Source organism: Xanthomonas sp. NCPPB 3761 (assembly GCF_041475705.2).
GTDB lineage: Bacteria > Pseudomonadota > Gammaproteobacteria > Xanthomonadales > Xanthomonadaceae > Xanthomonas > Xanthomonas phaseoli.
This window is the reverse complement of the sequence record NZ_CM191262.1, coordinates 1,742,559-1,766,058: the sequence shown is the minus strand read 5'-3', so window position 1 is coordinate 1,766,058 and position 23,500 is coordinate 1,742,559. Positions and strand designations below refer to the sequence as shown.

Genomic DNA, 23,500 nt, shown 5'->3' with positions numbered 1-23,500 from the left:
GCCGGGAAGGCGCGACGGCGCGCAACGCGCGTTGGCGATACCTAATTGGAAGCGGTGCGCTTGTCCGCCGCCGGCGCCATGGCCACGGTCTTGGCGTCCACCGGCATGCCGGGCATGAAGATCTTCTGCACGCCATCGACCACCACGCGGTCGCCGGCGGCCAGGCCGCTACGCACGATGCGCAGACCATCGGCACTGCGGCCGAGCTCCACATCGCGGCGCTGCGCCTTGCCGTCCTTGTCCACCACGTACACGTACTTGCGGTCCTGGTCGGTGAGCACGGCCTTTTCGTCCACCAGCATGGCCTTGAACTGGCCGCTGCCCAGCAACTGCACATGCGCATACAAGCCCGGCGTGAATTGCCGTTGCGCGTTATCCAGTACCGCGCGGACGCGGATGGTGCCGGTGCTGCGGGTCACCTGGTTGTCCAGGAAATCCACGCGACCGTTATGCGGGAAGCCTTGCTCGCCGACCAGCCCGATCCGCACCGGCAACTCGCCGCCACGTTCGTCCGGGCGCTCGCCGTTGCGGGCCATCTGCGAATAGCGCAGGAAGGTACCTTCGTCGGCGTCGAAATAGACAAATACCTCGTCCAGCGACACCAGCGTGGTCAGCACGCTGGCACTGTCGCCAGCCGTGACCAGGTTGCCGGCGGTGACCATCGCACGCCCGGCGCGACCGTCGATGGGAGCGCGCACGCGCGTCCAGTCCAGGTTGAGCCTGGCGGTGTCCACCGCGGCCTGGGCGGCCTGCAGGTCGGCATCGGCCTGATCGGCAGCAGCGCGGCGTTGCTCCCAGGTTTCGGTGGAAATGGCCTGCTGCTCGGACAATTTGCGTGCACGCGCAGCTTCGCTACGTGCCAGCGTGGCCTGGGTGCGGGCACGCACCAGCGACGCGTTGGCACGCGCGAACTCGGCGCGGTAGCTACGCTCGTCGATGGTGAACAGCACATCGCCCTTCTTCACTTCCGCACCTTCGGTGTAGTTGACCTTGTCGATATAGCCGGACACGCGCGGACGCAGTTCGACGCTTTCCACCGGCTCGATGCGGCCGCTGAATTCGTCCCACTGGCTGATCTGCTTCATCAGCACCGGCGCGACGCTGACACTGGGCGGCGGCGGTACGCCGGTCTCGGCGGCCTTGCTACCGCAGCCGGCGAGCACGACCGCAAGCACGGCGCCCGCCAACACGGTACGCAAGGGAAAACGGAACGGGGTGGCGTTCGTGGTCATGGGGAAATCTCTCGGGTGGGGATGGGAAATTGCAGACCGGCCAGCCGGCTCGCCGACGGTGCGGCCGGCGGGCGACGACTCACGGTCACGATGGCTTGTCCGGGCTGGCCAGGTCCGGCGATCAGGGAAACAGCGGCGCGGCCGACGTCCACGGCACGGATCCATTCCGGACAGGCGTCCTTGGCGCGACCGGGCGTGCAGACCGGCTGCTCGACCGAGAGCAACTGCACGCGCACGCCCAACGGCTTGGCTTCCTCGTGCAACACCTGGGCAAGCATGCGCGTGGCGGAGGCCGCAACCGACCGATCGCCATGCGCCGACCAGGCACGCAGCGCGCACGGGCTGCCGAGCAGCAGATAGCGGCCGCCGCCGTCGGCTTCGGCCAGCAGCGGCAGCAGGTGGCGGGCGGCAGCCAGATGCGGCAGCACGTCGCGGTCCAGGCGACGACGCAGGGCGGCCACCGGCCGATCCACCAGCCGCCCGGCCTTCGGCGGGCTGCCCAGGCTGGCGATCACCGCACCCAGCGGTCGTTGCCGCTGGGCCAGTTCGGTGGCCAGGCGCTGCGCGGACGCATCGTCGGCCACCGATCCCTGCACGATGTCCAGCAGCGGCGAGTGACCGTGCTGCGCGCGCAGTGCGTCCAGCTTGGCGGCGTCGCGCCCAATCGCCACCGTTGGCATGCCGGCGTCCAGCAACGCAGAGACAATGCCCATGCCCACGTTGCCCGCGCCGCCAATGACGGCCGTCTCGGATTGAACCGTCCCGCTCATGGGATTTTCGCTCCCGAGATCGGGATAATTCCGCGCCGCGCCCAGCGCGCCTGCAGTCCAGTTCGCTGCGCAGGCGCGCCGCCAGCCTGCCACCGTGGCGAGCTGGAGAATTCGCGCAAGGCACTGTCGTAAGACCGTTTTTCCGTGGAAACGACCGGATCGAAGGCGTTTTCGATCGCACTGCGCTTGTTGGAAGACACGCCGAAGACGTTGCACAACCACATGGCCGTGCTCCTGCATGGAGGGATGCCGCATAAGTTAGGCTTCAAAGCAGCACTTGATTAGTCCGGATTTAGGGGAATAATCGTCCCGTAAGCGGTCTAATCCCTCCTGACCCCCGGAAGGCATCCCATGACTCACGATCTCAACGACACCTTGATCTTCGTCAAGGTGGTCGAACAAGGCAGCTTCATCGCCGCCGCCAATGCGCTTGGCCTGCCCAAGACCACCGTCAGCCGCAAGGTGCAGGAACTTGAAACCCGGCTAGGTGCGCGCCTGTTGCATCGAACCACGCGCCGCATCGGGCTGACCGAAGCCGGCTCGGTGTACCACGAACATTGCCAGCGCATCGCGCGCGAGCTGGAAGAGGCCGAAAGCGCGGTGGGGCAACTGCAATCTGGCCCGCGTGGCTGGTTGCGTTTTACCGTGCCGTATTCGTTGGGCATTACCTGGATCGCGCCGTTGCTGGGCGAATTCCACGCGCAATATCCGGAAATCCAGCTGGACATGCATCTGGGCAACGAGAAGCTGGACCTGATTGGAGGCGAAGCCGATCTGGCATTGCGGGTTGGCGCGCTGCCCGATTCCAACCTGGTGGCGCGCAAGCTCGGCAGCTTGCGCACTCAGGTATTCGCCAGCCCGTCCTACATCGAACGCTATGGCGAGCCGCTGCATCCGGACGAATTGCAATTCCATCGCACGCTTGCCTTGCGCAAGAACCGCAACGTGCACAACAACCGCTTCTTCTGGTCGCTCAGCGATGGCAGCGACGTACGCGATTTCCCGGTCAATCCGCTGATGGTGGCCAACGATCCGGCTGCGCTCAACGGTGCAGTGTTGTGCGGCGAAGGCCTGTTGCTGACTGGCGATGTGATGGCCAAGCCATTCGTGCAATCGGGCCTGGTGCGCCGCGTGCTGGCCGGTTGGACCGGGCCTGAGGTGGACTTCAACGCGGTGTTCGCCGGTGGCCGACTGGTGTCGCCGAAAGTACGTGCGTTCGTGGACTTTTTGGTGACGCGCATGAACTTCGATGCGGACTACATGATGGCGCAGTGCCCTGCCCGTCTGGCCGCACAAAAGGCCGACCACGATGCAAAAGTCGACGTGGGCGCAGACGCGCAGTTGCGCGCTGAAGGGAAGCGGATTCTGGAAAACGTCACGGCGTAGTGGCCGATCAAGCGTGCGCCGGCGGTGCCAGCCGTCCGGCGCAGCCCATAAGTTCATCGATGCAACTCAGTGAATGCATCTCTGTCACCACACGCGTACAGCCGACGATAGCTCGGTCGGTTTGCAAATGGTCTCACTGCCGTAAGCGGTGAGTTGGGAAAGATCCAGACGTCCGTCGTGGCGTCGTCGGATGCGATCACCCGATGAGCGCAAAGCCGACTCGGTCACGCGCGCGGTGCCCTCGCCGCTCGCGGGACGCCGTCAACCCATCCATGGGGGCTCGATGGCGGCACCCATGCCGCCAACGGTCCCGCACGCGGCGAGGACACCGCACCAGAACGTTGGCCGGTCGCTCGGAAAGCGGCCCATCGTAGGAAAGGTGGTGGAGATACCTTCGCTTGAGCACTGCGAGCTAGCCGCGCCTCCTTAAATCGCTAGCGAACGCATCAATCGCTTGCACAAATACAGCGACCAACTCGACTGGTCCTTGCCCGCTCACCGTCGCGGGACCTTGAGCGGCATGGATGCCGCCAAGGAGCTTACATGGACGTCCTTGCAGCGTGTCCCGCGATGGTGGGCGGGCAAGGGCCCTGCAACAACACTCAGATCCGCGCTTTGAAGTTCCACAGTTGCGCCGACACATCAGCGCCGATGACATCGGAAGATCGAGACCTCAAAGCCGTGCAGACCAGCCGTTCTAAACCCGAGCGATTGGTTAGCTGCTCTTGATCACACCATGCAGCAGAAAAACAGGCCGCTTTCGCGGCCTGTTTTGCGTACATCAGCACATCGCGGGTGAGTCATCCGACTCGCCACGATTCACTGCATCCCCTCAACGCATGCCGCTATTGCTGGCAGCGCCTTCTGCACGCAAGGGAATCAGGCGGATTTCGACGCGGCGGTTCTTGGCCCGGCCGGCGTCGGTGGTGTTGTCGGCAATCGGATAACGCTTGCCGGCCCCCATGGTTTCCATGCGCTCGCGCTGCACACCTTGCGCCGTCAGGTACTGTGCAACTGCGCTGGCGCGCTCTTCGGACAGGCGCTGATTGACCGCATCGCTACCCACGCTATCGGTATGCCCCACCACTTCCACCATGGTCTGGTTGTACTCGCGCAGCGTGGAGGCCACGCCGTTGAGCGCGGTGTAGAACTGCGGCTTCAAAGCCGACTTGCCGAAGTCGAAGGTGATGCCGTCGGGCAGGTTCAGGCTGATGTTGTCGCCCTGGCGTTGTACTTCGATCCCGGTGTTGGCAGTGCGCTCGCGCAGCGCGCGCTCCTGGCGATCCTGGTACTGGCCGATCGCCGCACCGCTCAGTGCACCGATGCCGGCGCCGACCATCGCGTGCTGACGACGCTCGGTGGCGCTATCGCCGGTGAGCAGGCCTGCAGCCACACCAATGGCGGTACCGATCAGCGCGTTGCGGCCGGTTCGATTCTGCTGTTGTGTCTGCTCGCCGTATTGGTCGCGCTGCACATACGAGCCGCCGGTGGCGCAAGCGGACAGCGCAATGGCGCTGGCCAGTGCAACGGCAAGACTCTTGGTGGCTGCTGGGGACATGGTGTTCTCCTATGGCCGGACCATCCGGCACTCAATCGTGTGCGCGAGGATAAACAGGCCCACGCGACTGGCGCATGATGAAAACCGCCGCAATCCATGTGCAGCAGGTGCGCCATTCAGGAAAACGTTTTCGGCCATGACACGCACACGTGCACCGCCACATCAATCAGCGCAGGCCGATCAACGACGCGCGTTGCAGGCCCTGTACTCACTCATCAAACAGCACGGTGTGCACCATGCAAACGGGCACACGCGCATCGATCAGCGGCGACTAGGCACGCGACCTCGCATACGCGGCCAGCGCCGCATCGCGGCCCTCGGCCAAGCCGATGATTGGATGGCGCGGATACTCCGGAGCAAAGCGAGCCAGCGCCAATGGATGCAACCACGGCGCGAAGCGTTCTTTCACCGCAAGCTTGCCCAGCTCAGGCACCCAGCGCGTGATGTAGGTCGCGTGCGGGTCGAATTTTTCTGCCTGCGTCACCGGATTGAACACGCGGAAATAGGGCGCCGCATCGGCGCCGGTGCCGGCCACCCACTGCCAGCCCAGCGTATTGTTGGCCAGGTCCGCATCGACCAGCGTGTCCCAGAACCAGCGCGCGCCTTCGATCCAGTGGATGCGCAGATGCTTGCACAAAAAACTGGCGACGATCATGCGCACGCGGTTGTGCATCCAGCCGGTATGCCAGAGCTGGCGCATGCCGGCATCGACGATGGGAATGCCGGTGCGGCCACGCTGCCAGGCCTGCAATGCCACCGGGTCGACCGTTGCCCAGTCGAATCCTGCAAAGCGTGGATTGAGATTCTGGTTGGTGGTGTCCGGGAAGTGATGCAGCAAGTGATACGCAAAGTCGCGCCAGCCCAGCTGCCGGATATAGCCATCGATTTCCGCGCCATTGCGCGCAGTGCGCTGCGCTTCCAGCGCGCTGGCAATCCGCCACGGAGCAATCTCGCCAAAGTGCAGATGCGGCGACAGTTGCGAGGTGCCGACGCGATCGGGGCGATCGCGGTTTTCGCGATATCCAGACAGCGCGCCGTCGATAAAGATCTCCAGCATTTCGTGCGCGCCGGCTTCGCCGGGCTGCCAGTGCTCCCAAAAGCCCTGGTCCCACTGCAGGCCCGGCACCAACTGCAGCGTGTCGAGCGCATCGGTCTTCAAGCTCGCAGGCAGCGGCGGCAGGCGACGCGGCGCATCCATGGCGGCGGGCAATTGCAGCTGCGTCAGCGCATTGCGCCAGAACGGGGTAAACACCTTGTACGGGCCGCCCTGCTGCGTGGACAACTGCCACGGTTCGAACAGCAGCGCGGCATTGCAGCTCTGCACCTCGATGCCGCGCTCGCGCAGGTCGCGCTTGATCTGTGCGTCGCGCGGCTGCGTGGCCGGCTCATATTTGCGGTTCCAGTACACCGCCACCGCGCCGGTCTGCGCGATCACCTCATCCAGCACCTGCGCGCTGTTGCCGGAGCGAATGACCAGGCCGCTGCCGAGCGCACGCAACGCGTCATCCAAGGCTGCAAGGGCGCGATGCCGCCAGCTGCGCGATGCGGCGCCAGGCGTCCATTCGCCCTCTTCGTGCGGCGCGTCGATGTACAACGGAATCGGGTGATGCCCCGCATCGAGTGCGGCGCGCAAGGCCGGGTTGTCTTGCAGACGCAGATCGCGACGGAACCAGACGATGGCGTATGACATACGAGCTCGGCAGCGAACGATGAGGCTGCGCAGCATAAGCCAGCGGGCGCAACGATGGCGCGATGCCGGGCGCCGTACGACTGCCCGGCCGATCCACCGCAGCGCTTACTCGAAACTGCCCACCGAGTCGTGCGCCAGGTTGTCGAAGCGGGTGTATTCGCCGAAGAACTTGAGCTTGCACGAACCGGTCGGTCCGCCGCGGTGCTTGCCGATGATGATTTCGGCCAGGCCCTTGTCCGGCGAATTTTCCTTGTTGTAGTAATCGTCGCGGTAGATGAAGACGATCATGTCCGCGTCCTGCTCGATCGCGCCCGACTCGCGCAAGTCCGCCATCACCGGGCGCTTGTCGGTGCGGGTTTCCAGCGAGCGGTTGAGCTGCGACAACGCAATCACCGGCACGTTGAGTTCCTTGGCCAGGCCTTTCAGCGAGCGCGAGATTTCCGAAATTTCGGTCGCGCGGTTCTCGCTGTTGCCCGGCACCGACATCAGCTGCAGGTAATCGATGACGATCAGGCCCAGGTCGTGTTCGCGCTTGAGTCGGCGGCACTTGGAACGCAGCACTTCCGGCGACACGCCCGGCGTGTCGTCGATGAAGATCTTGGTTTCCTTGAGCATCTTGATCGCGCCGGTCACGCGCGCCCAGTCTTCGTCTTCCAGCGCACCGGTCCGCAGGCGCTGCGCATTGATGCGGCCATTGGAGGAGATCAGGCGCATCGCCAGCTGCGAGGCCGACATTTCCATCGAAAACACCGCCACGCCCTTCTTGGACTTGATCGCGGCGTATTCGGCAATGTTCAGCGCGAAGGTGGTCTTGCCCATCGCCGGACGCGCCGCCAGGATGATCAGGTCGGTCGGCTGCAGGCCGGCGGTCATCGCATCGAAATCGGTGTAGCCGGTCGGCAGGCCGGTGATGTTGCCGCCGTTTTCGAAGCGGTTGCGCAGCTCTTCGAAGGCATCCTTCAATGCCCCGGGCATGGCCACGAAATCGGTGCGCCCGCGCGCGCCGGCTTCGGCGATCTTGAACACGGCCTTTTCCGCCGAAGACAGCAACTCGACGCTGTCGCGCCCTTCCGGCTGAAAGCCGTCGTTGACGATGGTGGTGCCCACCTCGATCAACTGCCGCAGCACCGCCTTGTCGCGCACGATTTCCGCATACGCGGCGATGTTGGCTGCCGACGGCGTGGTGCTGGCCAGCTCGATCAGGTACGCGCCATCGCCCACCTGCTCCAGCTTGCCCTGCGACTCGAACCATTCGCCCAGGGTCACTGCATCGAACGGGCGGTCTTTCTCGTTCAGTTCGCGAATCGCGCGGTAGATCAGCCGATGGTCGCGTCGGTAGAAGTCGTTTTCGGTGAGCTGGTCGTTGACCCGGTCGAACGCGTCAGGCGCCAGCATCAAGCCGCCCAGCACCGCCTGCTCGGCCTCGACCGAATGCGGCGGTACCCGCAGCTGGTCCAGACGCGGCTCGGGACGATCGTAATCGTCGTCGTCGCGATCGCGACTGCGCTTGGAACGGAAACCAGGACGAGCGGACATGGACAAACAGACCTGACGCGGGGAGACGAGGGCAGGAAGCATAGTCATCGGCGCGGCCGACGACCATGCACAACTCTGTGGATAACTGCTGTATAGCCGGTGCATCCACGTTCTACGCGCGGGCCGTCGCAGATGCCGAGACCCTTGCGCCGCCTGGGTTTCCACCCTCGCCCAAGTCCCAGCACGGCGCCGCATCGACGTGCGGCGCCGCTGTGGTCAACTCAGCGCTTGAGATGCCCGATCAGGCCCAGGAACTGGTCGATGAAGCCCTGCAAAAACTTGCGGCTGTCGGCATTGGCGATCTGGTCATCGGGCCCGAACAGGCCGTCCTTGTATTGCAGGAACACTTCCGGCTGGCCGAGCACATGCATATCCAGGTATGCCAGCACGTTACGCAGGTGCTGCTGCGCGGTGGCAGTGCCGATCGCGCCGACCGAGATGCCCACCACCGCCGCCGGCTTGCCGGCAAACGCGCTATCGCCGTAGGGGCGCGAGCCGGTGTCGATGGCGTTCTTGAGCACGCCGGGAATGGAGCGGTTGTATTCGGGGGTGACGAACAGCAGCGCATCGGCGGCGCGGATCTGCTGCTTCAGCCGTGTGCCTTCGGCGGGATAATCGCCGTCGCGGTCCTGGTTGTACAACGGGATATCGCCGATCTCCAGGTACTGGAACACGGCCTTGTCGCCGGCCAGATGCTCCAGCGCGCGCGCCAGCTGGCGGTTATACGACTCGGCGCGCAGGCTGCCGACCAGCACGGCAATGGTGAGCTTGCTCATGGGGAATGCTCCGTGGAAACAGGGCCCCACCCTACCCAGCCGGATGCTCAGGGCCGGTGAAACGCCGCCGGCATCTGCGCCGCAGCGGCAATACGCAAACGCGCGCGCGGCAACGCGCATCGGCGGCTTTGCCCACCCCGCCGCGTGTGCAGACCCCAGTCTCAGGCGTCAGCGCACCACGGCCGCGCGCTGTTCGCGCCAGTGTGCCTGCCAAGCCTGGAACATCAGCACCGTCCACAGATGCGTATGCCATTTGCGCTCGCCACCGTTGAAGTCGCGCCACAGGCGGGCCACGCTGTCGGCGGCGAACACGCCTTCGCGCTGCAGGGCGCCGTGCGCCAGCAGATCGTCCGCCCAGCCGTGCAGATCGCCGCGCAGCCATGCGCTGACCGGTGCACCGAAGCCGCGCTTGCCGCGGTACACCATTGCGTCCGGCAGGTAGCGGCACAGCACGCGCTTGAGCAGATACTTGCTCACTCCATCGCGATATTTCAGCGACAGCGGAAGCGACCAGGCGAATTCGGCCACGCGCCAATCCAGCAGCGGCGCACGCGCTTCCAGCCCCACCGCCATGGTGGTGCGATCCACCTTGCACAGCAGGTCGTCCGGCAGGTAGGCGGCAAAATCGGCCAGCATCATCGCGTCGGCCGGCGTACCGGACCCATGCAGCGGATCGGCCAGGCTATAGAAACTGTCGGGTTCGGTGGCACCCAGCACCACCGCGGCCGGATCGCGCCAGCGCGAAATGCGGTTGCGGTAGATGTCGCCGATGCCGCGTGCGCCGGCCTCGGCCACCAGCGCGGCGAGCCCGCCGGTGCGCGAGGATTCCCCATTACTGCGCGCTGCCACCGCCATCAGGCGGCGCAGCGGGCCTGGCACCAGGCCGTGCATGCGCCAATTGCGCAGTGCGCGCTGATATCGGCCATAGCCGAAGAACAATTCGTCGCCACCATCGCCGGACAGCGCCACCGTGACCCCGCCGCGCGCCAGCCGTGCGACCAGCGCGGTCGGCACTTGCGACGCATCGGCAAAGGGTTCGTCGAACATGTCCGGCAGGTTCGGCACCACCGCCAGCGCGTCGGCGCCGCTGACATAGAGTTCGGTGTGGTCGGTGCGCAGATGCGTGGCCACCTCGCGCGCCAGCGGCGCTTCGTCGTGGTGCGAGCCTTCGAAGCCGATGCTAAAGGTGTGCACCGGTTGCGCGCTCTGCGCCTGCATCATCGCAGTGACGATGGACGAGTCGGTGCCGCCGGACAGGAACACGCCCACCGGCACATCGGCCACCATGCGCAAGGCCACCGCATCGCGCAGCACGCTGTCCAGATGGTCTTCAGCCTGCGCATCGGTGCCGGTGAACGGCGTTGCCAGCGCGCGCTGCATCGCCTCGCGCGCATTCCAGAACGGTTGCTGTGCCTGATCGGGCCGATGCGCGGCCGCACCGGCTGCGACAGCTTGCGCATCCATGCGCAGCACCCGGCCGGGCATCAGCTTGAAGGTGTGCTCGTGGATACAGGCCGGTGCCGGGATATAGCCCAGCCGCAGCAGCAGCGTGAGCGCATCGCGATCCACGCCGTTGTCGAAATCCGGATGCTGCCACAAGGCCTTGAGTTCGGAACCGAACACCAAGGTGTCGCCGGCCCACCCGTAGTACAGCGGCTTCTTGCCGACGCGGTCGCGGGCCAGGAACAGGCAGTTGTCGCGCTCGTCCCACAACGCAATGGCGAACATGCCGTTGCAGCGGATCAACGTCTCATCCAGGCCCCACTCCACCACGGCCGCCAGCAGCACTTCGGTATCGGAGTGGCCGCGGAAGCGATGCCCAAGCGCGGAAAGCGCTGCGCGCAGCTGCGCGAAGTTATAGACCTCGCCGTTATAGGCCAGCACGTAGCGGCCATCGGCCGAGCGCATCGGCTGATGGCCGAGCGGCGACAGATCCAGAATGCTCAAGCGCTGATGTGCCAGCGCAATGCCTGCCTGCGCATCGCACCAGGTGCCGGCATCGTCGGGACCGCGGTGGCGCAAGGCGGCCCCCATCGGCCGCACCAGCGCATCGAGCTGTTCGCCATGCAGGCGCGGCGAAGCCAGCAACATTCCTGCCAATCCGCACATCGTCAGCGCTCCTGCCGGCCGGCCACGGCCAAGCGGGCGGGCCCGGCTCGCCTGACGCGTTGCACCCGCCCGAGCAGACGCACGGCGCATGCCGATACCGATGCGGGAGCGTCAAGACAGCCGTCCGCCGGGCACACAGCACTGACCCGGCAAGCCACCTGCAGATCGCGCAGACGGCTCATGCCGCCACCGATGCAGCGGCCGGCATCGGCACGAAACGCGGCAGCGCCTGCACGCGATGCAACCACGCGCTAATCGCTGGCCAGCGATCAAGATCGAAACCACCGTCTTCGGCGCAGTGGGTGTAGGCGAACAATGCGATATCGGCGATGCCGTAGTCGCTACCGGTGAACCAGGCGTGCTGCTGCAGATGTTGCTCCATTACCGCCAGCGCCTGCTCGCCGCGTGCGCGCAGCTGTGGCAACTCGGCGCGGCGTGCGGCGTCGCGCGGCGTCCACAGGCTGATGAACCGCGCCACCGCCACATAAGGCTCATGGCTGTATTGCTCGAAGAACATCCAGCTCAATGCCTGCGCCCGCTGCCACGCATCGGTGGGCAGATACGGTGTGCCTTCGGCCAGCCAGAACAGGATCGCGTTGGATTCGGTCAACACGCGGCCATCGTCGCGCTCGACCATCGGCACCTTGCCGTTGGGGTTCTTGGCCAGATACGCGGGCGTGCGGGTCTGCCCGGCCACACTGTCCACCTCGACCCAGTGATAGCGGCTGCCCAACTGTTCCAGCAGCAGGCGCACCTTGTAGCAATTGCCGGAACTGGACATGCCATGGACGGTCAACGGGGGACGCACGCTCGACATCTGGCTGGCTCCGCGACAGCAACGAGGGGGCTGGCAGTGTCACAGCCCCGCGTGCCTTTGCAAAGCCCCGCACACAACAGCGGCGCACCGATGCCGGTTTGCATGCACTGCCGCGCCGACCTGCGTCAGGCCAAGGCCACCACCGCCACCGGCACGCTCAACACCGCCATCAGGATGCCCAACGCCGCCACCGTCAGCGCCCAGGCGCCGAACGCACGCGTGCGCGCGCAGCCGACAGCGGCGGCCGCGGCCTGCACCGAGCAGACCGACCACCACAGCGCCCCCAGCATCAGCAGCAAGATGCATGTCGCCAGCTGCGCCATGCCGGCCGGATCGGTCGCGCCGGTGCGCAGTAATGCAACCTGGCCCTTGAGCGCGACCACGGCCGCCAACAGGCATACCAGCCACGGCAAGGCGCAGCCGGCCATCGCCGGCAACACCTGCCCAAGCGGGTCGCCGCTGCCCATCCAACGCAGGATCTGCTTGAGCAGCACGCCTCCCAGCAAGGCGATTGCAATCACGACAATGACACCACCGGCCTTGGCCCATAGCGGCAGCGCGTGCAGCCACACCCACGCCGACAGCAGCGTGGTCGCCGCAAACACCGCCCAGGCGCTCCAGCGCAACCGAACGCGCTGCGGCATCCGCGTCACCGTGGCATAGGGATCGAACATGATTCCGCCCAGGCCACCGCCGCGCCACCAGAAAAAGCACGCCACCAGCAACAGCACCAGGGCCACCAAGCCGGCCAGCGGATAGCTGAGCGCACGCCAGTCGGGAGGCTGGGTGCGCCGCTTTGGCGTGAGATCGTGATTGAAGTACAACAGGTCGCGCGCGCGTTCCATGTCGGCAGCCGCACGCGCCACGCCGTTGGCAGGAATACGGTCGGTGAAGCGCTGCCATTCGCCCACGATGACCATCTTTCCCTCGTGCATCGCAATGCTGCGCGAGAAGCGGAACCACGGATTGGCGACCACTTGCGTGTCTGCTTCCACCTGGATCGCCGGGTCGCTGTGCACGCGCACGGTCTGCCGCGCCAGCTGCGGGCCGCCCAGCGCCAGCGGACTCTTGCGCGCCTCTTTCGGTAACGCATCCATCCACTCGCCAAGCTGGAACAACGGGAAGCCCAGCTCATCGCCCTCCTCGGCTGGCCACTCCAGCCGGTAGGCCTCATGCGTGCGCACATTGAGCGGATCGGCAGCGTCGATGCTCGGCACGCGCACCTGGGTCAGCGCGGTGTAGTACTGCTGCATGAATTCCAGATAATGCTCGCCCACCGTCTGCGCACCATCGTCGTCGAAGCTGCTGGCGACACGCTCGCCGCGGCCCTGGCGATACATGGTGTCCACCGTGAAGCTTGCCAAGCGCTGCGGCTTGCGCAGCAAAATGGAAATTTCTTCATTCACTTCGATCTGCGGCAACGCAGGCATCGGCGCAGGCACGTCAACCAACGTGTCCTGCCCCGCAAGCACGGGCAATCCGCGCACGAACGGCAGCGGCCGACGCTGTGCCAACGGACCCTCTTCGCGATCGCGCGTGGCATCCACCCATACCTCGCCCTGCGGCAGATGCGCACGCACCACCACATGATCGAAGGCGTACGGACTGGGCAACCGCTTTTCCAGCCCATGCCCTTTGTCGCTGCTGACCAGCACCGGCTCGGCGCGGATGCCGGCCAGCTGCAGCAGTGCGATCAGCAGCGTCGCCTTGTCCTTGCAATCGCCGTAGCGGTTGCGCAGCGTCACTTCGGGCGCGTGCGGGGCGTGCGAGTTTTCGCCCATGTCCAGGCCGACGTAACGGATCTCGCCCTGCACGAACGCCACGGCGCGCAGCAACGCACCTTGCGGGTCGTCGCTGCGCAACATCAGGCTCTGCGCCATCTTGGCGGCCACCTGCGGCTGCTCGAATGCACGCGGATACAGCTGCGCCGCCCAGGCCGCCACCGCCCCCCAACTGCCGGCGGTGGAGACTTCGATTACGCCATACGGGTCCACATCGTCCGGCGCATCTTTTTCTTCCTGCACCGCTGCAATGTTGCTGGCGCCGATGTCCAACTGCGTCACCCCATCGAGCGTGCGCACGTTCCGGCCGAACCCCGGCGCGCTGATGCGCCACTGCATCGGCAACTGGGCGGGATAGCGCACCCGCACCCGGCGTTCACCCAGCGGCACGCCGTAGCGCGCTTCGAACACGTCGTAATAGCCTTTGCCGAATACCGGATTGCTGCCGCTGATGGTCACGCCATAGTCGACACGGTCACCCACGCGCAGATCCGGCAATGTGATCGACAGCGTCAGCGCGCCATCGATCAACCCATTCTCCAGGCCGCTCTCGCGCCGCAATTTGGCGTAATGCGCCTGGCTGCGCATATCGATGCGCTTGCCGGCGCGCCAGACATCCAGGCTGTTGAGCTCCAGCTGCTGGTACTGCGGCTGGTAGTCGATGGAAATCTGCCCGGCTTCCTCCAGGCTTTTGGCGCGCTGCACGGTGTAGCTGAGCCGGCGGTAGGCCTGCGGCGCGCGGCCGGTCAGATCGACCTGGTCGGACACCAGCTCATAACGCAGCCCGGTGGCGCCAGGCACCTTGTCGGGCACGGCGTCGGCCACCACCCACGCCGGCGTCGGCGCCATGCGTGGTGCCTCGTTGGCCCGCGCTGGCGCGATTGCCATGCCCGCGAGCGAACAAACGGTCCAGAAAACGCCGCGTAGGCGTCGCCTCACATCCTTGCCGATCAAGCCCCCACTCCTCGTCAAAACGCATTGAGTCCTGTCAGCGCACGTCCCACTACCAGCTGATGCACGGTTTCGGTGCCTTCGTAGGTGATCACCGATTCCAGGTTCAGCGCATGCCGGATCGCCACATGATCGGTGGTGATGCCAGCCGCGCCCAGCAGGTCGCGGCATTGGCGCGCCACATCCAGCGCCATGCGGCAATTATTCCATTTTGCCAGCGAGATCTGCTCCGGCTGCAGCGTCCCGGCCTCCTTCAAACGCCCGAGCTGCAACGCGAGCAGCTGGGCGGTGGAAATCCGCCGCGCCATGTCGGCCAGTTTGATCTGCGCGCTTTGCGTGGCGGCCAGCGGTCGGCCAAACAGGATGCGCTCGCCGGCATAGGCCAGCGCCTCGCGCAGGCAGGCCACTGCCGCGCCGATCGCGCCCCAGGCAATGCCGTAGCGTGCCTGGTTGAGGCAACTCAGCGGCGCCTTCAAACCAGCCGCCCGCGGCAACCGCATCTGCTCGGGCACGAACACATTGTCCAGGAACAGTCCCGAGGTGACCGACGCACGCAGGCTCATCTTGTGGCTGATGTCCTGCGCGCTGAAACCGGCGCTGTCGGTTTCGACCAGAAAGCCGCACACGCCATCGTCGGTATGCGCCCAGATGATCGCCAGCCCCGCAATGCTGCCGTTGGTGATCCACAGCTTGGCGCCGTTCAAGCGCCAGCCATCACCCTCCCGCACCGCGCGGGTCGTCATCGCGGCCGGGTCCGACCCGCCCTGCGCCTCGCTGAGGCCGAAACAGCCGATGACCCGGCCGGCCGCCATTTCCGGCAGCCAGCGCTGCCGCTGTTCGTCGCTGCCGTAGGCGTGGATGGGGTACATGCACAACGACGACTGCACGCTGACGAAACTGCGCAGGCCGCTGTCGCCGCGCTCCAGTTCCTGGCAGATCAATCCATAGGACACCGCGCCCAGGCCCGCACCGCCCTCGCGCACCGGCAGGCTGGCGCCCAGCAGCCCCAGTTCCGCCAGCTCCGGAATCCACTCGCGCGGAAAGCGGCCGGCATCGAAGGCATCGCCGATCGCCGGCACCACCCGCGTATCGGTAAAGCGCGCGACCGCATCCTGCACCGCCCGCTCTTCGTCGGTGAGCAGCGCGCGTACGTCGAACAGGTCATCGGGGCGCACCGGCATGTTGGCTTCCATCGCAAGCTGAAGGCACGATTATCCGCCAGTTGCCGCCCCAACATGGCAGAACACCAGTCCGGCACTGGCGCTAACGAAAAGAGCCGGCAATGCCGGCTCTTTTCCAACGACTGCACCGACTGCGTGTCGCTGCGGTTGACCCGTTACTGCCGGGTGCTCACACCGTCCTGGCGCACGTTGGAGTCGCCCGCCGTCGATGCCATCTGGGTCACCAGCTGGCCATCGACCACCGGCAGACGGTCGCCGGTGGGCTTGTCGTTCATGCGCACGGTCTTTTCGAACCCGTCGTAGCGGTAGGTGACGTCATAGGCCACCACATTGTCGGCGTCGCCCAGCGAGATGCGTTCGCCCGGCTTGCTGTCCATGCGCATGGTGCCAGTGGTGCCATCGGCATTGCGATAGGTCACGTCGTAACCGACCACACGCGAGGACGAGGAGTTGGCATTTTCGGTATGGCACTGACGCTCGGTGCGATCGACGACCCGGCCGCCGACGTGGTTTCGGTCGACGCGGTTACCGATGAAGCCGCCGCCCACCGCACCTGCGGCGGTCGCCAGCTTGCGGCCGTTGCCGCCACCCACCTGGTTGCCGATCAGGCCGCCGATGACCGCACCGGCCACGGTGCCGCCGACGTTACCGTCGCGCTCGGGCAGACGCTCCTGCACCACGACATCGCGGCACACTTCACGTGGCGACGTGCTGGTGGTGGTCTCGCGGACGGCGTTGCTGTTGATCACCTGCGCGTACTGCGGCTCGCGTTGGGTGATGGGGGCAACCTTGACCACATCGGCATATTCCAGGCCGCGCGGCGCCGGCTGGCCGTTGGCGACAAAATCGCCAGACGATGGGCGGTTATTCATGAAAGCGGCAGTGGCGACACCTCCGACCAGCAAGGCACCAGCAGCGACCAGTATAGTTGTCGTATTGCTCTTCATCACCAGCTCCCTGCGGACGCACCGCGTTGTTGACGGCCGTGATTCCAGCATGGGAACCCTGAACGAAAAGGCGCTCGCTCATGAACACGGCGGTTAAGTTCAGCTAGCGGTTACTTCATGCATCTCTAACAGCCGGAGCATTCGCATGCGAAATCCCTTGACCGCACGCGCGCTGGATTGGGCCAGCACGCTGCGCTATCCCACCTTGTTCAAGCTGGCCGCCGCGCTGTTTCTGATCGACGTGGTGATGCCGGACCCGATCCCGTTCCTGGACGAATTGCTGTTCGGCCTGACCACGCTGCTGCTGGCCAATTGGAAAACCCGCAAGGCGCCCGTGCCGGCACCGGTACGACGCGACTGATGCAGCTGATCGACAGCCATTGCCATCTGGATGCAGGCGAGTTCGGCCACGACCGCGCGGCGGTGATCGCGCGCGCGCGCCGCGCGGGCGTCATGCAGCAAGTGGTCCCGGCGATCACCGCTGCCAGCTGGCCGGGCCTGCGTGCGGTCTGCGATCAGGCGCCTGGCCTCTACCCCGCTTATGGCCTGCATCCATTGTTTCTGGACCAGCACCGCCCCCAACACCTGGAGCTGCTGGCCGAGTGGATCGAACGCGAGCGGCCCTGCGCGATCGGCGAATGCGGCCTGGACTTTTTCGTCGACGGACTGGATGCGCAGGCGCAACGCGCCTATTTCGATGCTCAGCTGCAGCTGGCCAAGCGCTTCGACCTGCCATTGATCGTGCATGCCCGCCGCGCCACCGAGGAAGTCATCGCCCGCATCAAGGCGACAGGTGGCCTGCGCGGCGTGGTGCACAGCTTTGCCGGCAGCCCCGAGCAGGCGCAGCAGTTGTGGAAACTGGATTTCATGATCGGCCTGGGCGGCCCGGTGACCTACCCGCGTGCCAATCGCTTGCGCGGGCTGGTGGCCAGCATGCCGCTGCAGCACCTGCTGCTGGAAACCGATGCGCCGGATCAGCCCGACGCCGGCAACCGCGGCCAACGCAACGAGCCGGCGTATCTGCGCACGGTATTGGACTGCATCGCCCAGCTCCGCGGGCAAGACCCTGCGCACATTGCTGCGCAGACATCGGCCAACGCACGCAGCCTGTTCGGCCTACCGCACTAGCGCAGCGTGCGTACCGGCACAAACCCACGGCCAGCACGACAGCGCGCAGGCCACATCACGACGCCGCAACCGCCTCGGCCGCCGGCGTCGCTGCCACGGCCTTGGGCTTGAGCAACATGTCCAACGCCTTGCCCACGGCCACGAATGCAAAGGTCCCGGTGATATGCGTGGCCGCACCCAGCCCTGCACCGCAATCCAGCTTGAGCGTGGCATCGGCATCGAGCTGCGGGCGGATGCCGCAAACGCTGCCATCGGCCTGCGGGTATTTGACGTTTTCCAGCGAATACACCGCGGGCACGCCGAAGTAGCGCTGCGGGTTCTTGGGAAAATTGAATTCGCTGCGCAGCTTCTTGCGGATCAGCGCCAGCATCGCATCATGCTCGGTGCGCGAGACATCGCGCACGCGCACCAGCGTGGGGTCGGTGCGCCCGCCGGCCGCACCCACGGTCAGCAGCGGCAATTTGCGCCGACGGCACCAGGCAATGGTTTCCACCTTGACCCGAAAGCTGTCGCAGGCATCGATCACCAGATCCAAGCCTTGACCCAGCAAGGTGTCGATATTGCCCGAGGTCAGGAAAGCCTCGACCGCGTCGGCTTCGATGTCAGGGTTGATCGCCACGCAGCGCTCGGCCATCGCCCGCGCCTTGTTGCGACCGTACTGCCCGGCCAGCGCCGGCAACTGCCGGTTGGTGTTGGACACGCATATGTCATCGGCATCGATCAGGCGGATGTGCCCCACCCCGGTGCGTGCCAACGCCTCGACCACCCACGAGCCCACCCCGCCCATGCCGACCACCGCCACGCGGCACGCCGACAAGCGCTCGACCGTGCCGACCCCATATAGCCGGTCGATACCGGCAAAGCGTTCACGCCATTGTGCTTTCATCGGCCTATTTTACGCGCCCCGCTCAGGGCGCGCCCACGCTGCCGCAACGAACGTTGCGTCCCAGGAGCCACCTCATGCACGCCCCGCCTCCCACCCAGTCCCGCGCGGCCCGCTACGCCTTCATGCTGGTGCTGGGCCTGCTGATCGGCCTGGTCGCCACGGTCATGGTGGCCAACGCACTACGAGCGCGGCGCGACCCGGTGCCCGACAGCCTGATGCAGATCATGGCCTACCAGTTACGCACGCTGCGACCGGACGCAGGCGCCGCCTGCATGCCGGCGCAGCAACAGCGGCGACTGCAATCGCTGCGCCTGCTGGCCGACGAAGTCGAGCCGGCCTTCCCCGCGATTGGCGAGGACCGCCGCTTCGGCGAGCACGCCCAGGCATTGCGTGCCGTGCTGGATCGGGCCCAGGGCGTGACGCTGACCGATTGCAGGCAGCTGGGCCAACTCCACAGCCGCATCTCCGATGCCTGCGAGGCTTGCCACCGCGACTTTCGCTGAAGGTTGATGAATACGACGCTCGGGTTTCGTTAAGCCTGCAGTGCCGTAGTTGGCGGGCCGTTCACCTGGACCATCACAGGATGACGTCGCCGCGGCCCCGGCCGCCTTTTCGAACCACCCCGGAGAGATTTCATGAAGACCCGACTGCTCGTCATTGGCCTGGCTGCAACCGCGACCCTGGTTGGCTGCGCCACCTCCCAACCCCAATACGGCAGCTATCGCGGCGACCGCGGGTATGACCAGGGCTACTCGCAGACGCAGCGTTGCGTCGATTGCGGCATCGTGACCCGGATCGACGAAGTCGGCCCGACCCGCACCGCGCCGACCGGCACCGGCGCCGTGCTTGGCGGCATCGTGGGCGCGGTGGCCGGCCGCCAGATTTCCAAGGAAACCGGCGGCAGTACGGGCAACAAGAACGTTTCGGCCGTGGCCGGTGCCGCTGCCGGCGCGCTGGCAGGTAACGCCATCCAGAACAACGTCACCAGCTCCAGCTTCGACGTGCAGGTGCGCATGGACGACGGCCGCGTGATCGTGGTCAACCAGCGCGACCTGGCTGGCGTGCGCGAGAACGCGTACGTGCGCGTGGTCAACGGCAAGGTCGTGCTGCGCTGATCCTTCCGCCCGGCGGGGCCTATGCCCTGCCACTGCGTCGCCAGTTGGCAGGTCCCGCGAACGACACCGTTGCAAACAACAAAAAGGCCCGGTGACGGGCCTTTTTGTTGCGTGGCTGATGCGCTTGGCGCAGCGGCTCAGACCACCTGCACTGCATCGGCCTGCAGGCCCTTCTGGCCTTGCACGACCGTGAAGCTGACCTTCTGACCTTCCTTGAGACTCTTGAAGCCCTGGATCTGGATCGCGCGGAAATGCACGAAGACGTCTTCGCCATTTTCGCGGCTGATGAACCCAAAGCCCTTGGCATCGTTGAACCACTTCACGACACCATTTTCGCGTTCGATGTTGGACATCTCGACTGACTCCCTACGACACTGTGATGGACGAGCGGTGGTGGCTGTGATTGCAAGGAGGAAGCGAGGTACAAGGATGTAGCGGATCAGGCGATCTACCGCATCAGGCCACGATTCACGGTGACCTTTGCAAACAGCAGCGGCTGCAACTTAACCCGCACAAAATGAATTTTCAAGCACCCCTTGCACCTTTTTGTCAAGCCTGAATTAGGACCTGTGTAACCATCATGGACACCGTCGTTGTCTACTACGTCTTGGCCACGGCGCTCGTGCTGATCGGCCTGGCTGGCGTCATCCTGCCGGCCCTGCCGGGCCTGCCGCTGGTGTTTGCCGGCCTGCTGGTTGCCGCTTGGGCTGACGATTTCACCCACATCGGCTGGGTGACGCTGGTCGTGCTGGGGGTGATCACCGCGCTGTCGTATCTGGTCGACTTCCTGGCCACGCTATACGGGGCGCAGCGGGTAGGTGCCAGCAAGATGGCATTGTGGGGTTCGGTCATCGGGGGCATTGCAGGCATTTTCTTCCTGCCGATCGGGCTGTTCGTCGGCCCGTTCGCAGGCGCCTGGCTCGGCGAGTACTACCAGACACGCAAGTCCGGCCAAGCTACCAAGGTCGGTCTCGGTACCTGGGTGGGCATCATGCTCGGCACCGCCACCAAGCTGGCGCTTGGCCTGTGCATGTTGGGCGTGTTCGCCATCGGCTGGTTTTTCTAGGGCTTTGCAACGGCTCGACGGCGGTGCACGCCTCTTCTCCAGAAGGCGCGTAACAGCCACCTGCGCTCACTCGACCGACACGTGGCGGGAACACTCCCTGCGCATACCGGCCTTCGGCAACAGGTTGCAGGCAATTGCTGGGGCGACGCCATTCGATCGAATGTTATGCCGTCGTGTACACACTGCGTATGCAGACGCGACCGTTAAGCTGGGGATCTCTGCGCCTGCCTGGCGCCTTCACTTTGGCCAGACCGCCCATGTCCAAGCACCACACCCGCCCCCTGATGCTGATCGCACTGGCCGCCGCGCCAGTGGCACATGCGCAGGAAATCGCACCGCAGCCGGCCTCGCCGCAAGCCTGCACCTCGGTGACCTCCGATGCCGCTCGCCTGGCCTGTTACGACAAGGCGTTGGGCTACACGCCGCAGCAAACTGCAGAGGCAGACGCCGCAGCGCAACTGGCCAAGCAGAAGGACGCCAAGCCCGACGATACGCGCACCATCAGCCGGGTCGGCGATTTCTTCCGCGCCGACGGCCAGGACCAACCGAAAGAAGAGGCCGTGGCCAATGCCGGCCGCGGCTCCTTGCTGGACCGACGCTGGGAACTGGCCAAGGACTCCAAGCTGGGCACCTTCCAGCTGCGCGGCTACAAGCCGGTGTACCTGTTGCCGGCGTTCTGGACCAGCGACACCAACCGCACCCCGCAGTCGCCGAATCCGGCCAACTCGCTCGATACGCCGCAGCAGCTGGACAGCACCGAGCTCAAGTTCCAGCTCAGCTTCAAGACCAAGGTGGTGGAAGACCTGTTCGGCGACAACGGCGATATCTGGATGGGCTACACCCAGAGCTCGCGCTGGCAGGCCTACAACGCCGATGCGTCGCGCCCGTTCCGCGAAACCAATTACGAGCCCGAAGCGATGCTGGTCTTTCGCAACAACTACAGCATCTTCGGCTGGAAGGGCCGCATGAGCGGCATCAGCCTCAATCACATGTCCAATGGGCGTGCCGACCCGCTGTCGCGTTCGTGGAACCGGGTGATCCTGAATTTCGGGCTGGATCGGGAGAACTGGGCGCTGACGCTGCGCCCGTGGTTCCGTATCAAGGAAGACCGCGCCGACGACAACAATCCCGATATCGAGGATTACATGGGCCGCGGCGATGCCACGCTGGTGTACAACAAGGACGGCCACGAGTTGGCGCTGATCGCACGCCACTCGCTGCGTGGCGGCGACCGCTCGCACGGCTCGGTGCAGCTGGATTACGGCTTTCCCATCACCAACCTGTTGCGCGGCCATGTACAGGTGTTCGATGGCTACGGCGAAAGCATGATCGACTACAACCACAAGGCAACCTACATCGGTGTGGGCGTGTCATTGCTGGAGTGGTTCTAGGCACCGCGCGCAAACCGGCTGCGTTCGCCGCCAGGCGGCAGCAGCCGATGTTCGGCATGTACTGCTTCAGCGTTGCTAGCCCTACGCGCCGCATGTACTGCTTCAGCGTTGCAAGCCCAACGCGCCGTCCGCATTGCCGGCGACGTCGCTTGATCGCTCTGGCCGCGCCCAATGGTGTTGCAGGGTGCTCACGACAAGCGCTGCTGCCGATGATCGCCGGCACACGGGCCGGCGCATCGTGCAACGCAGTCAAACGGCGAACTGCACCGAGTTGATCAATCGCAGGCCGGCATGTGCGCATGTCGGCCTTTTTCTTCTGCACACCCATGCGGAAAGACATTGCCCGCGGACCAACGCATGTCGCGCTGGCCGAGGCGTGCCTGTGCTCGATTCAGACGTCGAAGAAGTCCACCTTGCCGTCCTGCAAGGTGTAGTACGCACCGACCACGCGCACGTTGCCGGCGCGCAATGGTTCGAGCAGTGCAGGTTCGGATGCCGCGCGCAAGCGGTCGACAGTACGCTTGACGTTGGCCTTGACCGAGTCGGCCAGCAGGTTGGTACCGCCCTTGGCCTTGGCGGTCAGCACCGCCGGAACGATCGGCTCGATCATCGCGCCGATTGCGCCAGGGAAGAACGTGTTGTTCTCCACGACCGACACTGCCGCGACCACCGCACCGCAGCTTTCGTGGCCCATCACCACCACCAGCGGCACGCCGAGCTGGCTGACTGCATATTCGATCGAACCGAGCGCGGTGGTGTCGACGGTATCGCCGGCGTTGCGCACGATGAACATTTCGCCCAGGCCGCGGCCGAACAGCAGTTCCGGTGGTACGCGCGAATCCGAGCACGACACCAGGATGACGAACGGGGTCTGGCCCAGCGCAAGCTCCAGGCGGCGCTTGCTGTCGGAGATCACTTTCTTGGGGCGGTTTTCGACGAATGCGTTGTTGCCGTCTCGCAGAATCTGCAGCGCCTGCTCGGCATTCAAATCGGTTTTCTTGGACGGCGCCGCGCGCAAGGCGAACGGCACGGACACGGCAGCGGCCGCGATCGGCGCGCAACACGCGCACTGAAGCAATTTTCGACGCGATGCGGAATGCGACATGGACCAGGCCCCCTGCTCTGTGGTTGGTGTCGCGATCGTACTATGTGGCGGACGCGACCAAACGGGCGGATGGAG

22 protein-coding genes are annotated in these 23,500 nt (G+C 65.4%); 7 read left to right on the top strand and 15 right to left on the bottom strand.

All coding sequences use genetic code 11. From position 1 onward, the window contains the following. Positions 1-41: 41 nt before the first annotated feature. Genes ACCQ00_RS07760 through ACCQ00_RS07750 form a run of 3 tightly spaced genes read right to left on the bottom strand, consistent with a single transcriptional unit; the run spans position 42 to position 2,226 of the window. Positions 42-1,232, bottom strand: a complete 1,191-nt coding sequence (locus ACCQ00_RS07760; protein ID WP_039570437.1) for an efflux RND transporter periplasmic adaptor subunit — start codon at positions 1,230-1,232, stop codon at positions 42-44. Beyond that, a complete protein-coding gene (locus ACCQ00_RS07755; RefSeq protein ID WP_039570434.1) occupies positions 1,229-2,002 on the bottom strand; it encodes an SDR family NAD(P)-dependent oxidoreductase in 774 nt (257 codons plus the stop codon). Before ACCQ00_RS07755 ends, ACCQ00_RS07760 begins: the two co-directional genes overlap by 4 nt. Beyond that, positions 1,999-2,226: a hypothetical protein gene (locus ACCQ00_RS07750; protein WP_039570431.1), complete on the bottom strand. Its 228-nt coding sequence runs from the start codon at positions 2,224-2,226 to the stop codon at positions 1,999-2,001. Before ACCQ00_RS07750 ends, ACCQ00_RS07755 begins: the two co-directional genes overlap by 4 nt. A 127-nt stretch (positions 2,227-2,353) precedes the next feature. Here ACCQ00_RS07750 and ACCQ00_RS07745 point away from each other — a divergent pair, with 127 nt between their 5' ends. Beyond that, positions 2,354-3,388 carry an XC_2801 family transcriptional regulator gene (locus ACCQ00_RS07745; RefSeq protein WP_017155746.1) on the top strand — a complete coding sequence of 345 codons (1,035 nt, stop codon included), beginning with the start codon at positions 2,354-2,356 and terminating at the stop codon, positions 3,386-3,388. Between the two features lie 832 nt (positions 3,389-4,220). On the opposite strand, the gene ACCQ00_RS07740 is transcribed toward ACCQ00_RS07745, so the two are convergent. The 9 genes from ACCQ00_RS07740 to ACCQ00_RS07700 form a co-directional block, all read right to left on the bottom strand. Beyond that, positions 4,221-4,946, bottom strand: a complete 726-nt coding sequence (locus tag ACCQ00_RS07740; protein ID WP_017155745.1) for a YiaD family glycine zipper/OmpA-like lipoprotein — start codon at positions 4,944-4,946, stop codon at positions 4,221-4,223. 271 nt (positions 4,947-5,217) lie between these two features. Next, the gene (locus ACCQ00_RS07735) at positions 5,218-6,636 is read right to left on the bottom strand and encodes a cryptochrome/photolyase family protein (protein WP_039570427.1); all 1,419 of its coding nucleotides are present in this window, start codon (positions 6,634-6,636) and stop codon (positions 5,218-5,220) included. Positions 6,637-6,741: 105 nt separating this feature from the next. Then, positions 6,742-8,172 (bottom strand): replicative DNA helicase, encoded by a 1,431-nt coding sequence (locus ACCQ00_RS07730; RefSeq protein WP_003483586.1) that lies wholly within the window; start codon positions 8,170-8,172, stop codon positions 6,742-6,744. 221 nt (positions 8,173-8,393) lie between these two features. Beyond that, on the bottom strand, positions 8,394-8,948 hold the full coding sequence (locus tag ACCQ00_RS07725; RefSeq protein ID WP_017155743.1) for an NADPH-dependent FMN reductase: 555 nt from the start codon (positions 8,946-8,948) through the stop codon (positions 8,394-8,396). Between the two features lie 168 nt (positions 8,949-9,116). Then, complete coding sequence (gene asnB, locus ACCQ00_RS07720; protein WP_039583915.1) at positions 9,117-11,057, bottom strand: asparagine synthase (glutamine-hydrolyzing); 1,941 nt, start codon at positions 11,055-11,057, stop codon at positions 9,117-9,119. Positions 11,058-11,235: 178 nt separating this feature from the next. Then, a complete protein-coding gene (locus tag ACCQ00_RS07715; protein WP_039570421.1) occupies positions 11,236-11,874 on the bottom strand; it encodes a glutathione S-transferase family protein in 639 nt (212 codons plus the stop codon). 125 nt (positions 11,875-11,999) lie between these two features. After that, complete coding sequence (locus ACCQ00_RS07710) at positions 12,000-14,543, bottom strand: DUF3857 domain-containing protein (RefSeq protein WP_039570418.1); 2,544 nt, start codon at positions 14,541-14,543, stop codon at positions 12,000-12,002. 80 nt (positions 14,544-14,623) lie between these two features. Then, positions 14,624-15,799, bottom strand: coding sequence for an acyl-CoA dehydrogenase family protein (locus ACCQ00_RS07705; protein WP_162292276.1), 1,176 nt, complete (start codon positions 15,797-15,799; stop codon positions 14,624-14,626). A 143-nt stretch (positions 15,800-15,942) separates the two neighbouring features. Beyond that, entirely contained in the window at positions 15,943-16,734 is a 792-nt protein-coding gene (locus tag ACCQ00_RS07700; protein WP_017155739.1) for a glycine zipper 2TM domain-containing protein, read from the bottom strand. Positions 16,735-16,879: 145 nt separating this feature from the next. Here ACCQ00_RS07700 and ACCQ00_RS07695 point away from each other — a divergent pair, with 145 nt between their 5' ends. Together ACCQ00_RS07695 and ACCQ00_RS07690 are read left to right on the top strand one after the other, a co-directional pair. Then, entirely contained in the window at positions 16,880-17,095 is a 216-nt protein-coding gene (locus tag ACCQ00_RS07695) for a DUF6116 family protein (protein WP_017158523.1), read from the top strand. Continuing rightward, positions 17,095-17,862, top strand: a complete 768-nt coding sequence (locus ACCQ00_RS07690) for a TatD family hydrolase (RefSeq protein ID WP_039570414.1) — start codon at positions 17,095-17,097, stop codon at positions 17,860-17,862. Before ACCQ00_RS07695 ends, ACCQ00_RS07690 begins: the two co-directional genes overlap by 1 nt. 55 nt (positions 17,863-17,917) lie before the next feature. Here ACCQ00_RS07690 and ACCQ00_RS07685 read toward each other — a convergent pair whose 3' ends face one another. Beyond that, positions 17,918-18,748, bottom strand: coding sequence for a tRNA threonylcarbamoyladenosine dehydratase (locus ACCQ00_RS07685; protein ID WP_039583917.1), 831 nt, complete (start codon positions 18,746-18,748; stop codon positions 17,918-17,920). A 74-nt stretch (positions 18,749-18,822) separates the two neighbouring features. Between ACCQ00_RS07685 and ACCQ00_RS07680 the strand changes: the two genes are divergently transcribed. After that, the gene (locus ACCQ00_RS07680) at positions 18,823-19,251 is read left to right on the top strand and encodes a hypothetical protein (RefSeq protein ID WP_007966688.1); all 429 of its coding nucleotides are present in this window, start codon (positions 18,823-18,825) and stop codon (positions 19,249-19,251) included. Positions 19,252-19,383: 132 nt separating this feature from the next. After that, positions 19,384-19,863, top strand: coding sequence for a glycine zipper 2TM domain-containing protein (locus tag ACCQ00_RS07675; protein WP_007966687.1), 480 nt, complete (start codon positions 19,384-19,386; stop codon positions 19,861-19,863). Positions 19,864-20,000: 137 nt separating this feature from the next. Here ACCQ00_RS07675 and ACCQ00_RS07670 read toward each other — a convergent pair whose 3' ends face one another. Further along, positions 20,001-20,216 carry a cold-shock protein gene (locus tag ACCQ00_RS07670; protein WP_003483561.1) on the bottom strand — a complete coding sequence of 72 codons (216 nt, stop codon included), beginning with the start codon at positions 20,214-20,216 and terminating at the stop codon, positions 20,001-20,003. 227 nt (positions 20,217-20,443) lie between these two features. Here ACCQ00_RS07670 and ACCQ00_RS07665 point away from each other — a divergent pair, with 227 nt between their 5' ends. Beyond that, on the top strand, positions 20,444-20,929 hold the full coding sequence (locus ACCQ00_RS07665) for a DUF456 domain-containing protein (protein ID WP_039569613.1): 486 nt from the start codon (positions 20,444-20,446) through the stop codon (positions 20,927-20,929). 257 nt (positions 20,930-21,186) lie between these two features. Next, the gene (locus ACCQ00_RS07660) at positions 21,187-22,320 is read left to right on the top strand and encodes a phospholipase A (RefSeq protein ID WP_039569611.1); all 1,134 of its coding nucleotides are present in this window, start codon (positions 21,187-21,189) and stop codon (positions 22,318-22,320) included. 391 nt (positions 22,321-22,711) lie between these two features. On the opposite strand, the gene ACCQ00_RS07655 is transcribed toward ACCQ00_RS07660, so the two are convergent. After that, positions 22,712-23,350, bottom strand: coding sequence for a carbonic anhydrase (locus ACCQ00_RS07655; protein ID WP_180301552.1), 639 nt, complete (start codon positions 23,348-23,350; stop codon positions 22,712-22,714). Between the last annotated feature and the right edge of the window lie 150 nt (positions 23,351-23,500).

What these genes read in the sequence shown, in the direction of transcription:
- ACCQ00_RS07735 (WP_039570427.1), bottom strand. Translation starts at nt 6,636, where the DNA reads ATGTCATACGCCATCGTCTGGTTCCGTCGCGATCTGCGTCTGCAAGAC.
- ACCQ00_RS07705 (WP_162292276.1), bottom strand. Translation starts at nt 15,799, where the DNA reads ATGGAAGCCAACATGCCGGTGCGCCCCGATGACCTGTTCGACGTACGC.
- ACCQ00_RS07725 (WP_017155743.1), bottom strand. Translation starts at nt 8,948, where the DNA reads ATGAGCAAGCTCACCATTGCCGTGCTGGTCGGCAGCCTGCGCGCCGAG.
- ACCQ00_RS07710 (WP_039570418.1), bottom strand. Translation starts at nt 14,543, where the DNA reads ATGGCAATCGCGCCAGCGCGGGCCAACGAGGCACCACGCATGGCGCCG.
- ACCQ00_RS07700 (WP_017155739.1), bottom strand. Translation starts at nt 16,734, where the DNA reads ATGAAGAGCAATACGACAACTATACTGGTCGCTGCTGGTGCCTTGCTG.
- ACCQ00_RS07755 (WP_039570434.1), bottom strand. Translation starts at nt 2,002, where the DNA reads ATGAGCGGGACGGTTCAATCCGAGACGGCCGTCATTGGCGGCGCGGGC.
- ACCQ00_RS07675 (WP_007966687.1), top strand. Translation starts at nt 19,384, where the DNA reads ATGAAGACCCGACTGCTCGTCATTGGCCTGGCTGCAACCGCGACCCTG.
- ACCQ00_RS07715 (WP_039570421.1), bottom strand. Translation starts at nt 11,874, where the DNA reads ATGTCGAGCGTGCGTCCCCCGTTGACCGTCCATGGCATGTCCAGTTCC.
- ACCQ00_RS07740 (WP_017155745.1), bottom strand. Translation starts at nt 4,946, where the DNA reads ATGTCCCCAGCAGCCACCAAGAGTCTTGCCGTTGCACTGGCCAGCGCC.
- ACCQ00_RS07730 (WP_003483586.1), bottom strand. Translation starts at nt 8,172, where the DNA reads ATGTCCGCTCGTCCTGGTTTCCGTTCCAAGCGCAGTCGCGATCGCGAC.
- ACCQ00_RS07685 (WP_039583917.1), bottom strand. Translation starts at nt 18,748, where the DNA reads ATGAAAGCACAATGGCGTGAACGCTTTGCCGGTATCGACCGGCTATAT.
- ACCQ00_RS07680 (WP_007966688.1), top strand. Translation starts at nt 18,823, where the DNA reads ATGCACGCCCCGCCTCCCACCCAGTCCCGCGCGGCCCGCTACGCCTTC.
- ACCQ00_RS07665 (WP_039569613.1), top strand. Translation starts at nt 20,444, where the DNA reads ATGGACACCGTCGTTGTCTACTACGTCTTGGCCACGGCGCTCGTGCTG.
- ACCQ00_RS07750 (WP_039570431.1), bottom strand. Translation starts at nt 2,226, where the DNA reads ATGTGGTTGTGCAACGTCTTCGGCGTGTCTTCCAACAAGCGCAGTGCG.
- ACCQ00_RS07660 (WP_039569611.1), top strand. Translation starts at nt 21,187, where the DNA reads ATGTCCAAGCACCACACCCGCCCCCTGATGCTGATCGCACTGGCCGCC.
- ACCQ00_RS07690 (WP_039570414.1), top strand. Translation starts at nt 17,095, where the DNA reads ATGCAGCTGATCGACAGCCATTGCCATCTGGATGCAGGCGAGTTCGGC.
- ACCQ00_RS07695 (WP_017158523.1), top strand. Translation starts at nt 16,880, where the DNA reads ATGCGAAATCCCTTGACCGCACGCGCGCTGGATTGGGCCAGCACGCTG.
- ACCQ00_RS07670 (WP_003483561.1), bottom strand. Translation starts at nt 20,216, where the DNA reads ATGTCCAACATCGAACGCGAAAATGGTGTCGTGAAGTGGTTCAACGAT.
- ACCQ00_RS07745 (WP_017155746.1), top strand. Translation starts at nt 2,354, where the DNA reads ATGACTCACGATCTCAACGACACCTTGATCTTCGTCAAGGTGGTCGAA.
- asnB (WP_039583915.1), bottom strand. Translation starts at nt 11,057, where the DNA reads ATGTGCGGATTGGCAGGAATGTTGCTGGCTTCGCCGCGCCTGCATGGC.
- ACCQ00_RS07760 (WP_039570437.1), bottom strand. Translation starts at nt 1,232, where the DNA reads ATGACCACGAACGCCACCCCGTTCCGTTTTCCCTTGCGTACCGTGTTG.